The organism is Kitasatospora sp. NA04385, from assembly GCF_013364235.1.
Taxonomy (GTDB): Bacteria; Actinomycetota; Actinomycetes; order Streptomycetales; family Streptomycetaceae; genus Kitasatospora.
Genome location: NZ_CP054919.1, coordinates 2,822,378 through 2,833,885, shown reverse-complemented (window position 1 = coordinate 2,833,885; position 11,508 = coordinate 2,822,378). Strand labels below are relative to the sequence as shown.

Below are 11,508 nucleotides of genomic sequence, written 5' to 3'. Positions count from 1 at the left end.
ACCCGGGAAATGATCAGCGGTCTTTGTGTGCCAGAGTTGCCCAACCCGCACCGATCGCCCGTACCCTACGGGCGGCAGGCCGCACTGCAAATGGAGCACGGTGGGAACCTGGTGAACCGGACGATCATGTTGCCGGCCTCGGTCGACGAGGCGGTCGAAGCGCTGGCCGCCACCCCGGGGGCGGTGCCGGTGGCGGGCGCCACCGACCTGATGGAGGCCGTCAACGCCGGGCGCCTGCGGCCCGCCGCACTGATCGGACTCGGCCGGATCACCGAACTGCGCGGCTGGCGCTACGAGGACGGCGGCACCGCCGTCCTGGGCGCCGGGCTCACCCACGCCCGGATGGACCGCCCCGACTTCGCGGCGCTCATCCCCGCCCTCGCCGACGCCGCCCGCACCGCCGGCCCCCCGCAGGTGCGCAACGTCGGCACCCTCGGCGGCAACGTCGCCACCGCCGCCCCGGCCGGCGACACCCTCCCGGTGCTCGCCGCCCTGGAGGCCACCGCCACCCTCGCCCGGGCCGGCGGCGTCCGCGACGTGCCGATCAGCCACCTGCTCACCGGCCTCGACCCGCTGCGCCCCGGCGAACTGCTCACCTGGGTGCGGGTCCCGCTGCTGCACGCCCCCCAGGTGTTCCTGAAGTCCACCGGCCGCAGCGGCCCGGCCCGCGCCGCCGCCTCCGTCGCCCTCGTCCTCGACCCGGCCCGGCGCGGCGTGCGCTGCGCCGTCGGCGCCGTCGCCCCCGTCCCGCTGCGGCCGCTGGAGGCCGAGAACTGGGTGGCCGGCTGCATCGACTGGGACGCCCGCGGCGCCGAGGGCGCGGTGCTGATCGACCCCGCCGCGCTCGCCGCCTTCGGCGAGTACGTGGCCGGGGCGTGCGTCCCCGAGGGCGGGGCACACGGAGAGGGGGCGGGCGCGGACGCCGCCCGCCTGCGGCGTACCGTGGCGGTGCTGGCCCGCCGGGCACTGGGAAGGGCGCTCAAGTGACGGACGAACTGCTGAACCACCCCGGGGCGCTCACCGGCGACGTGCGCCCCACCGCCTCCTACACGCTGCGCGTCAACGGCGTCGAGCGGCCCGTCACCGACGCCTGGATCGGCGAGAGCCTGCTGTACGTGCTGCGCGAGCGGCTCGGCCTGGCCGGCGCCAAGGACGGCTGCGAGCAGGGCGAGTGCGGGGCCTGCACGGTCCAGGTCGACGGGCAGCTGGTCAACGGCTGCCTGGTGCCCGCCGCGCTCGCCGCCGACAGCGAGATCGGCACCGTCGAGGGCCTGTCCGGCGCGGGCGGCGCCAGCGACGTCCAGCAGGCGCTGGCCGACTCCGGCGCCGTCCAGTGCGGCTACTGCACGCCCGGCATGGCGATGGCCGTCCACGACCTGCTCCAGCGCAACCACCGGCCCGGCGAGGTCGAGGCCCGCCAGGCGCTGTGCGGCAACCTGTGCCGCTGCACCGGCTACCGGGGCGCGCTCGCCGCCGTCCAGGCCGTCGCCGACGCCCGCGAGGCCGCCCTGGAGGCCGAGCTCGACGCCGCCGAACAGGCCGCCGAGCAGGCCCCCCGGACCGCCGCCGAGCCCGCCGCCGCGCCGCCGCAGCCCGACCAGGGCGGCGAACTCCCGCTGTACGCCGACTCCGAGCTCTGGCACGAGGCCGACCAGCTGATCCCCGCCCAGCCGCAGGGCGAGACCCCGCGGGCCGGCGGCTACGCCTACCCGCCCACCCCGCCGCACGGCACCCCCGTCCCGGCCGACTGGCAGCACGCCCCCGCCGAGCCCGACCCGTTCGGCACCGCCCCCGCGGGCGCCGACCCGTTCGGCACCGCCCCGTACCAGGACGCGGGCCCCTACGACGGCACGGTCTACGCCACCGACGGCTACGGCACCCCGTACCCCGGCTACGACGCCACCCCCGCCCACGGCATCCGCCTCCCCGAGGACGAGAACGCATGACCTCCGCCACCGAGCTCCCGGCGGCCGCCCCCGCGGACCACGAGACCGGCACCACCGGCCTCGGCACCTCCCCGCTGCGCACCGACGCCCTCCCCAAGGCCCTGGGCATCTACCCGTACGCCGCCGACCTGTGGGCCGAGGGGCTGCTGTGGGGCGCCGTGCTGCGCTCCCCGCACCCGCACGCCCGGATCGTCTCGGTGGACACCGCCCCCGCCCTCGCCATCCCCGGCGTGCACGCCGTGGTCACCGCCGCCGACCTGCCCCCGGGCCCCGACGGCAGCCCCGACGGCGCCCCCGCCGGCCAGGTCGCCGCCGACCGCCCGGTGCTCGCCGCCGGCGTCGTGCGCCACCACGGCGAACCCGTCGCCGCCGTCGCCGCCGACCACCCCGACACCGCCCGGCTGGCCGCCGCCGCGATCCTGGTCGAGTACGAGCCGCTGGAGCCCGTCACCGACCCCGAGGCCGCCTTCCACGCCCCCCCGCTGCACCCCGACGGCAACCTGCTGCGCCACCTGCCGCTGCGCACCGGGGACCCGGACGCGGTCGGCGAGATCGTCGTCGAGGGCCTCTACCAGGTCGGCCGGCAGGACCCGGCCCCGATCGGCGCCGAGGCCGGGCTCGCCGTGCCCCGCCCCGACGGCGGCGTCGAACTGCACCTGTCCTCCACCGACCCGCACGGCGACCGCGACCGCACCGCCGCCTGCCTGGGCATCGATCCCGACCGGGTCCGGCTGGTCGTCACCGGCGTCCCCGGCGCCACCAGCGACCGCGAGGACCTCTCCTTCCAGGTCACCCTGGCGCTGCTCGCGCTGCGCACCGGCCGGCCGGTCAAGATGGCGCTCACCCGCGCCGAGTCCTTCCAGGCCCACGCCACCCGGCACCCCGCCCTGCTGCGCTACCGCCACCACGCCGACGCCGAGGGCCGGCTGGTCAAGGTCGAGGCGCAGATCCTGCTCGACGGCGGCGCCTACGCCGACGTCTCCGCCGAGGCGCTGGCCTCCGCCGTCGCCTTCTCGGTCGGCCCCTACACCTGCCCCAACGTGTTCGTCGACGCCTGGGCGGTGCGCACCAACAACCCGCCGGCCGGCCGGATGCGCGGCGAGGGCGCCCTGCAGACCTGCTTCGCCCACGAGTCGCAGCTCGACCAGATCGCCCGGCAGCTCGGCGTCGACCCGGTGGAGATCCGCCGCCGCAACGCCATGGCCACCGGCGACCCGCTGCCCACCGGACAGGCCGTCACCTGCCCCGCCCCGGTGCGGGCGCTGCTCGACGCGCTCGACGCGACGGCGCTGCCCGCCCTCCCGCTGGACGACCCGGAGGCCGACTGGCTGCTGCCCGGCGGCCCCGGCGGCGCGGGCGACCCCACCGCGGTGCGGCGCGGCATCGGCTACGCGGTGGGCATGGTGCACATGCTCGGCGCCGAGGGCGAGGACGAGGTCGCCACCGCCACCGTCCGGGTCTCCGGCGACCACGCCACCGTGATCTGCGCGGCCGTCGACTCCGGGCAGGGCTTCGCCACCCTGGCCCGGCAGATCGTCCAGTCGGTGCTCGGGGTCAGCGAGGTGTACATCGCGCCCGTCGACTCCGACCAGTCCGCGGCCGGCCCGTCCGCCCGCGGCCGGCACACCTGGGTGTCCGGCGGCGCCGTCGAGCGGGCCGCGCTGATGGTCCGCCACCAGATGCTGCAGCCGATCGCCGCCGACTTCGGCATGTCCGTCGAACTGCTCACCATCAACGACGGGAAGATCACCAGCTACGACGGCGTGCTCGGCATGCCGGTCGGCGAGGCCCTGGAGGGCCGCGAGCTCTGGGCCACCGCCCAGTGCCGGCCGCACCCCACCGAGCCGCTCGACCCGGAGACCGGGCAGGGCGACGCGTTCGTCTCCATCGCGTTCTGCGCGATGCGGGCCGTCGTCGACGTCGACATCGAGCTCGGCGCCGTCCGGGTCGTCGACGTCACCGTCGCCCAGGAGGTCGGTCGGGCGCTCAACCCCCGGCAGATCGAGGACCGGATCGAGGGCGCGGTCGCCCAGGGCGTCGGGCTCGCGCTGCTGGAGAACCTGCGCACCGAGGGCGGCGTACCCGTCAACGCCTCGCTCACCGGCTACCGGCTGCCCACCGCGCTGGACACCCCCGACGTCCGGATCGCCGCCCTGCTGGAGGAGCGCGACGTGGTCGCCCCGTTCGGCGCCAAGGCGGTCAGCGCGGTGCCCGCCGTGGTCGCCCCCGCCGCGGTCGCCGCCGCCGTCCGGGCCGCCACCGGGCTGCCGGTCGGGCGGCTGCCGATCCTGCCGGAGGACGCCACCGTCCTGGCCTGAGCCGGACGGCCCCGCCCGGACGGCCCCGCCGACCGGGCGGGGCCGCGGCCCCGGGCCGGTCAGCGGCGCACGGGCGCCGTGGCGCGGACGTGCGCCGCCCAGGCGTCCTGGAACTGGGCGAAGGTCAGACCGGTGGCGTCCTTGATCTCCTGGTCCAGCGCGCTCGGGTCGGCGTAGTGCGCGGTGACGAAGGAGAACACCTTCTGCTCCCCGTACTTCGAGGCCATGTACCGCAGCGCGTCGCCCGCCAGCACGTAGTTCGCGTGCCGGTCCCGGGCCTCCTTGGCGTAGAACGCCGTTCCGGGGCCCGGCAGTTCACCCGAGAACGGGTAGTCGCGCAGCGTCGAGTTGACGTCCGCCCTGGCGTCCGCGTCCTTGCCGCGCAGCGCCATGTACTGCGCGAAGCCCTCGGAGACCCAGCGGCGCACCCCGTCCTTGTCGGAGGTCTCCAGCTCCATGTCGGTCTTCACGTGCAGCGTCGCCGCCGTCGCGTGGCCCATCTCGTGCCGGCCGATGTCCAGTACGCCCGCGCGCCAGTCGGACCCGGTGAAGCGGCTGCCGCCGGTGTCCATCGCGATCCGGCTGCCGCCGATCAGCGACTTGCCCGCGCCGACCTTGCCGAACTCGTCGACGGTCGGCACCTCCAGGTTGACGCCGGCCTCCAGGTTGTCGTTCTCCTTGTTCGCGCCCAGGTACAGCTTGTTGTAGGCGTCCCGGTCCTTCTCCAGCACCACGAAGAAGCCCGCGCCCGGCTTGCGGTCGTTCGCCGGGGCCGGCCCGGACTTCCGCCAGGCCTCCAGGTCGTCCTTCGCGGCCTGCGCGAGCACGTCGGTGTCCCGCTTCAGCTCGGCCTCCTGGGCCTTGTCCGACACCACCACCAGGTGGTCCCGGACCTCCACCGACATCTCGTCGTACAGGTCCCACGGGCCCGGGTAGAGCGAGGTCTTGACGGTCTTCCCGCTGATCGGGTCGAGCCAGCCGCGGACCTCGGTCACCAGCCCCGGCTTCGGCACCACGAACAGGCCGTCCGGCACCATCCACTCGTACTCCTCGGCGACCGGCAGGTTGTCCACGCCCGCCACCTGGTGCACGAACGAGACCTGCAGCGTCCCCTTCACCGGCCCGCCGGCGGAGGTCCAGCCCACCTGGTCCCACGGCATCCGGACCAGGTTGCGGAACACCTTCCGCTGCTTCTCCCGGGTCGGCCCCTCGGCGAAGATCTCGACGAAGGCGTCCTCGTCCTTCGACTCCAGGGCCCGGTACATCTTGTCGAACTGCGCCCGCCACGCCTTGACCGGGTCGTTGTCCTTCGCGTACTGCGCCTGCTTCTGCTGCGTCCGCCACACCGCGTACCCCAGCCCGCCGACGGCCAGCAGCACCAGCGCCAGCACCGAGACCAGCACCCGCAGCCAGACCCGCCGCTTGCGCCGCGGCGGCTCCTCCGGGGCCCGCCCGGGCGGGAACTGCGGCTGCGGCGACGGCTGCTGGAGCTGCGGGTGCGGGAACTGCTGCTGCGGGTAAGGCTGTTGCTGCTGGTACGGCGGCTGCGGCGACCGGTACGCCGGCGGCTGCTGGTACGGCGGCTGCTGGTACGCGGGCGGCTGCCGGTAGGGCGGCGGCTGCTGCGCGGGCTGCTGCTGGTACGGCGGCTGGCCCGGTGCGGGGGCACCGGGCTGCGGCGGGTACGTCACTTCGGAATCCCCCTGGATACGAACGGCCCGCCATTCATAGCACACGGCCGAACCCGCCCGGCCGGGCGTCGACCCGGCCCGCCCGCAGGCGGACCGGCGCCCGGCCGGGGCCGGTCAGCGCAGGCCCGGCACGGCCGAGCGGACGTGCGCCGCCCAGGCCGACTGGAACTGCTCCAGGGACTGCCCGGTCGCCGCGGTGATCTGCTGCTCGTACTGCTTCGGCTGCGTGTACTGCGCCGCCACGAACCCGCAGACCTTGGCGTCCCCGTACTTCGAGGCCATGTACCGCAGCGCGTCGCCGGCCAGCGCGTAGTTCGCGGAGCGCCGGGCCCCGTCGAAGGAGTAGAAGTCGTCCTTGCCGCCGGGCAGTTCCCCGTCGAAGGGCACCTCCTTCAGCACGGCCAGGTCCTGGCGGGCCCGGTCGTCCTTGCCGCGCAGCGCCATGTACTCGGCGAAGCCCTCGGCGACCCAGTCCTGCCGGCGGTCCACCGTCTCGTACGTCCCGTCCGAGGAGACCAGCGTGGCGACGGTCGCGTGCGCCATCTCGTGCCGCCCGATGTTCGTCACGCCCTCCTGCCACTGCTTGCCCATGAAGCGGCCGTCGGTGGTGTCGATCACGATCCGGCTGCCGCCGATCACCGACCGGCCCGGGTCGGGCTGCGCCGAGGACGAGGCCCAGACCGACATGTTGACGCCGGCCTCCAGGCTGTCGTTCGGCTTCCCGTCGCCGTGGTACAGCTTGTTGTAGACCTCCCGGTTCTTCTCCAGCACCACGAAGAAGCCCTCGGCCCCCTTGGTCCTGCCGGTCGGCGCGGGCGCGCACTTCTGCCAGGCGTCCAGGTCGTCCTTCGCGGCCCGGGCCAGGATGTCCGCGTCCCGGTTCAGCTCGGCCTCCTGGGCCTTGTCCGACATCACCACCAGGTGGTCCCGGACCTGGACGGACAGCTCGTCGTAGGCGTCCCACGGGGACGGGTAGTAGCCGTCGCTCATGGTCTTGCCCCGGCTGTCGGTGGGGCCGCCGACCTCCAGGACCGCCTCCTCGGGCACCGCGCTCGCCGGGCCCGACCCCGTCGCCTTGGTGTCGGGGCCGAGGACCTTCCACTCGTAGCGCTCGCTGATCGGGTAGTTGTCCACCCCCTTCACCTGGTGCACGAAGTCCACCGTCAGCCGCCCGTCGACCACCAGGCTGCTCTCCCAACGGGCGGTCTCCCAGGGGATCTTGACCAGGTTGCGGAACACCTTCCGCTGCTTCTCCTTGGTCGCCCCCGCCGCGAACGGCTTGACGAACGCCTCCTCGTCCTTGGCCGCCAGCGCGTCCGTCAGCCCCTTGGCGATCTTCTGCCAGGGCTCGGTGTCCGACTTCAGCGCGTCCATCTTCGGCTGCTGCCGGACCGCGCGCAGCACCACCACGCCGCCCACCCCGATCCCCAGCAGCACGACCAGCGACACCCCCAGGCAGGCCAGCGTCCGTCCCACCCGACTCCGCCGGGGCGCGGGCGGCTGCTGGCCCGGCACCCCGTACGGCGGGAACTGCTGGGCGGGGTAGGGCTGTTGGTGCGGCTGCTGGTGCTGGTACGGAGCCTGCGGATAAGGCGGCTGCTGGTAGGGCGGCGTCGGCTGCCCCGGACTGGGCATGCCGGGCTGCGGCGGGTACGTCACGAGATCCCCCCTGGGTGAACGACGCGCCATTCATAGCACAGCGCCCCACCAGCCCCACCGGCCGCTTTCCCCCCACCCCGCCCGGTACCGCCGCCGGGCCCTCCGTGGGCGATGCGATCGGCCCCGCCCGCGCGTCGGCCGACGGTGCGTCACGGTCCGGTGAAACGTAGCGGTCCTGTCACGGGCGGTCGTGTTCGGACGGGGAGCGGACGATACGATCGGGACCGTCCCGCGTTCCGGGGGCGTTGCTAGGGCGGACGGGCTGTCGACCGACGGGGTGTTTGATGAGGCTGACCAGACTGGCGGGTGTGCTCGGTGCGACGGCCCTGACGGCGGGCACGCTGTTCGCGGCGGCGCCGGTGGCGTCGGCGGACCAGGTGCGGGACGCGCAGTGGGTCAACCAGTACTTCGACTTCGACAAGGTGTGGTCGGTCACCAAGGGCGAGGGCGTGACCGTCGCGGTGATCGACAGCGGGGTGAACGCGAACCACCTGGACCTGGCCGGGTCGCTGCTCCCCGGGTACGACCCGGACGGCAACGGCCGTGAGACCAAGCCGACCGACGAGCACGGGACGGGCATGGCGAGCCTGATCGCCGCCCACGGCCACGGCAGCGGCGAGGGCATGGTCGGCCTCGCGCCCGGCGCCAAGATCATGCCGATCTACCGGGGTGACGCCGGGACGATCCAGGACGGCATCAAGTGGGCGGTCGACCACGGTGCCAAGGTCATCAACATCTCCCAGGTCACGACCACGAGCGGACCGGCCGACTTCGCCGACGCGGTGGCCTACGCGCTCCAGCACAAGGTGCTGATCGTGGCGGGCGCGGGCAACGACGCCGGCCCGGTCCGCACCCCGGCCAACACCCCCGGGATACTGGCGGTCGGCGCGGTGGACAAGAACCAGCAGGTCTGGGCGAAGTCGAACTACGGCCCCGAACTCATGCTGACCGCACCGGGCGTGGACATCGTGATGGCCGGCACCGGCGCGGGCACCTGCACCACGCAGTACTGCAAGGCCGACGGCACCTCGGACGCCACCGCGTACGTCTCCGCCGCGGCGGCCCTGGTGTTCGCCAAGTACCCCGACCTGACGCCGGGCCAGGTGGCGAACCGTTTGGTGAAGACGGCCGTCGCCCCCGCCGGAGCCGCCAAGCTGCCGGACGCCCACTACGGCTACGGCATCGTCCAGCCGTACCAGGCGCTGACCGCGAACATCCCGGCCGGGTCGGCGCAGGGCCCGCTGGCCGCCGCCGGTGCCGAGGCCGCCCCGTCCGCCGGGGCCGAGACCACGAAGGACGCGGGCAGCGGCGGCGCGGGCACCGGCAAGGTCCCCTCCCCGGACGGACTGCCGAACGTCAAGCAGTCCTCGGGGTCGTCGTCCCTGCCGCTGGTCCTGGGCATCGCCGGTGCCCTGCTGGTGCTGCTCGTCGTGGTGATCGCGCTCGTCGTGGCGAGCAGCCGCAGGCGCGGCCGCGCACAACTGCCGCCGCAGGCCGGCGCCCCGGGCCCGTACGGAGCCCAGCCGGGGTGGCCCCCGGCCCAGCCGCAGTACGGCCAGCCCGGGCAGCAGCCGTACGGCCAACCCGGCCAGCAGCCGTACGGGCAGCAGCCGTACGCTCAGCCCGGGCAGCCGTCGTACGGCCAGCCGGGGCAGCAGCCCCCGCCGCCGTACGGCTACCCGCCCCAGCAGCAGCCGCCCCAGGACAATCCCTACCAGGGCGGAAACCAATCGCGTTGACGGTGTGTCAGTACACCGTCCAGGCGCGATACGATCGAACGCTCTGGCTGGATGGGCAACCCGGCAGTCGGAGCGCACCACGGGGAAGTTTTCGACACTCCAGGGGGAGAGGGCCTCGTGTCCGACGGATACAGCGTGAACCCTGCTGAGCTGGAGGCAGTCGTCAAGCGGCTGCGGGCCCTCCAGCAGAACATCAGCACCTGCGGGACCAACACCAAGTACAAGACCGACATCACTCCGGACGCCTTCGGCGGCAACTTCGCCGAAGCCCAGGCGCTGTACGCCGCGCACGGGAACATGCAGGCGTTCCTGACCCAGACGATCTCGTCCATCGACGCGCTCATCAACGAGTACGGCGACAAGACCCAGCTCGTCCACGACCGTTACGTGGGTCGCGAGGACGAGGGCCAGGCGACCATGACCCAGATCCAGGCGAGGTGAGTCAGAGATGGCCGCAAGGACTCAGTTCGACAACTACGCCCTGATCCCGCTCAAGAACATGGTCGGCGGCTCCGACCCCGGGCGGATCAAGGAGGTCGGGCAGCACTGGCAGAACGTGCAACAGGAGCTGATGCAGGCCGCCGCGGACCTGCAGGCGGCGATCGAGCACGCCACCGCGAACTGGACCGGTAAGGCCTCGCAGGGCTTCGCCGCGAAGGGCGCGCAGATCCAGCAGGGCATGACCGCCACGGCCGCGCACGCGCAGAACACGTCGGTCGCGATGACCTACGCGGGGACGGCGCTGGAGCAGACCAAGGAGGTCATGGGCCGGATCAAGGTCCCGAGCTTCATGGACCGGGTCGGCAAGACCCTCAGCGACGGGTTCGCCTCGTCGGACGAGGGCTTCAAGCGTGACCTGGCCTCGGGCATGAACCGGATCGACGCGGTCAACAAGAACGCGCAGGACCTGTCCGCCACCGAGGTCGCGCACCAGTACGCGATCGGCGTGATGGAGCACCTCGGCCCGCAGTACACCGAGGCCGTGAAGCTCATGGGCGACCAGAAGGACGGTGTCTCGGAGCCGTCCCAGAACTTCCCGCCGGACCCGCCGGTCTCGGTCGCGCCCCCGGGCCACACCCCGCCGAGCATGCCGAACCCGAAGTACCCGGAGGGCGTCCCGCCGCAGCAGCCGACGCAGCCCACGCAGCCCGGCCAGTCGCTGCCGGGGATCAACCACCCGGGGATCCCGGGCATTCCGAACCAGCCGGGCCAGCCCGTGGTCCCCCCGGCCACGACGCTGCCCGCTCCCGGGCAGCTGCCTCCCCTGCACTCGCCGGGGACGGGGATCGACGGGATCGACCTGCCGCCTTCGGTCGGAACGCCGATCGGCCCCGGCTACGGGACGCCCGGCGGGGTCGGGACGCTGCCCGGGGTCGGCTCCGGCGGCGGCGGCACCGGCGGTGGCGGCGGGATCGGCGGCAGCGGTTACCTGCCCGGGATCGGCGGCAGCGGGTACGTGCCCGGTGGCGGCGGCCTCGGCGGTGGCGGCCGGGTCGCCGGCGGCGGGCTGGCCAGGGCCGGCGGTGCCGGTGGCGGTCGGACGGCGGGCCCGGCTCGACGGGCGCGGCGGGCCGCGGCGTCGCGGGCGGTGCCGGTGCGGCCGGGCCGGCGGCGCGGGTGCCGCGGGTGGCCGCGGAGCCGCGGGCGCCGGCGGATGGGCGGCGGCATGCACGGCGGTGCCGGTGGCGGCGCCCGGGGCGGCGCCGGCGGCAAGAGCGCCGGCAGCGGTCTGGTGCGCAAGGCCGGTGGCACGGTGGGCGGGGCCAAGGCCGGCGGTGCCGGCGGGCGGGCCTTCACCGAGGGCGGCTCGGGCATCGGGAAGGGACGTGCTGCCGGGCAGGCGGGCGCGTCCGGGATGCACGGCGGCACCGGCGGTGCGAACAGCAAGAAGAAGAACCAGGGCAACCGCCCCGACTACCTGGTCGAGGACGAGGAGACCTGGCGCGGAGGCGAGGCGAACCCCGGCGTCATCCAGTAGGCGGACGGGGTGGACGGCGGGCGCCGGCGGAGGTCCTCGGGGATCCCCGCCGGCGCCCGCCGCCGTGTGCGGCCGCGATTACCACCGCCGGCCGGGAATTGCGGCAACGGCGGCGGAAAAGGAAAAGGGCAGCGGAATTCACCGGGCGCCGCTCCCGGGGAGAAATCCGGGGGGAGC

7 protein-coding genes and 1 pseudogene are annotated in these 11,508 nt (G+C 74.5%); 6 read left to right on the top strand and 2 right to left on the bottom strand.

The annotated features are described in order from the left end of the window. Positions 1–90: 90 nt before the first annotated feature. The 3 genes and pseudogenes from HUT16_RS38145 (at position 91) to HUT16_RS12365 (ending at position 4,264) form a co-directional block, all read left to right on the top strand. Complete coding sequence (locus tag HUT16_RS38145; protein ID WP_254897783.1) at positions 91–987, top strand: xanthine dehydrogenase family protein subunit M; 897 nt, start codon at positions 91–93, stop codon at positions 985–987. 53 nt (positions 988–1,040) lie between these two features. After that, positions 1,041–1,499: pseudogene (locus HUT16_RS38140) on the top strand ((2Fe-2S)-binding protein); the annotation flags it as partial. A gap of 443 nt (positions 1,500–1,942) precedes the next feature. Further along, the gene (locus HUT16_RS12365) at positions 1,943–4,264 is read left to right on the top strand and encodes a xanthine dehydrogenase family protein molybdopterin-binding subunit (RefSeq protein WP_176188211.1); all 2,322 of its coding nucleotides are present in this window, start codon (positions 1,943–1,945) and stop codon (positions 4,262–4,264) included. Positions 4,265–4,323: 59 nt separating this feature from the next. On the opposite strand, the gene HUT16_RS12360 is transcribed toward HUT16_RS12365, so the two are convergent. Both HUT16_RS12360 and HUT16_RS12355 read right to left on the bottom strand, forming a co-directional pair. Continuing rightward, positions 4,324–5,955, bottom strand: a complete 1,632-nt coding sequence (locus tag HUT16_RS12360) for a hypothetical protein (protein WP_176188209.1) — start codon at positions 5,953–5,955, stop codon at positions 4,324–4,326. Between the two features lie 114 nt (positions 5,956–6,069). Next, positions 6,070–7,614: a hypothetical protein gene (locus HUT16_RS12355; RefSeq protein ID WP_176188207.1), complete on the bottom strand. Its 1,545-nt coding sequence runs from the start codon at positions 7,612–7,614 to the stop codon at positions 6,070–6,072. A 284-nt stretch (positions 7,615–7,898) separates the two neighbouring features. On the opposite strand from HUT16_RS12355, the gene HUT16_RS12350 reads away from it, so the two are divergent. The 3 genes from HUT16_RS12350 (at position 7,899) to HUT16_RS39230 (ending at position 11,331) form a co-directional block, all read left to right on the top strand. Further along, on the top strand, positions 7,899–9,353 hold the full coding sequence (locus tag HUT16_RS12350) for a S8 family serine peptidase (RefSeq protein WP_254897782.1): 1,455 nt from the start codon (positions 7,899–7,901) through the stop codon (positions 9,351–9,353). Positions 9,354–9,488: 135 nt separating this feature from the next. Next, on the top strand, positions 9,489–9,794 hold the full coding sequence (locus tag HUT16_RS12345; RefSeq protein ID WP_176188205.1) for a hypothetical protein: 306 nt from the start codon (positions 9,489–9,491) through the stop codon (positions 9,792–9,794). A gap of 7 nt (positions 9,795–9,801) precedes the next feature. After that, positions 9,802–11,331 carry a WXG100 family type VII secretion target gene (locus HUT16_RS39230; protein ID WP_176188203.1) on the top strand — a complete coding sequence of 510 codons (1,530 nt, stop codon included), beginning with the start codon at positions 9,802–9,804 and terminating at the stop codon, positions 11,329–11,331. The last annotated feature ends 177 nt before the right edge of the window (positions 11,332–11,508 follow it).

Bases quoted from the DNA above. Each gene is read 5' to 3' on its own strand.
- HUT16_RS38145 (WP_254897783.1), top strand. From the start codon at position 91: ATGGAGCACGGTGGGAACCTGGTGAACCGGACGATCATGTTGCCGGCC.
- HUT16_RS12365 (WP_176188211.1), top strand. From the start codon at position 1,943: ATGACCTCCGCCACCGAGCTCCCGGCGGCCGCCCCCGCGGACCACGAG.
- HUT16_RS12350 (WP_254897782.1), top strand. From the start codon at position 7,899: ATGAGGCTGACCAGACTGGCGGGTGTGCTCGGTGCGACGGCCCTGACG.
- HUT16_RS39230 (WP_176188203.1), top strand. From the start codon at position 9,802: ATGGCCGCAAGGACTCAGTTCGACAACTACGCCCTGATCCCGCTCAAG.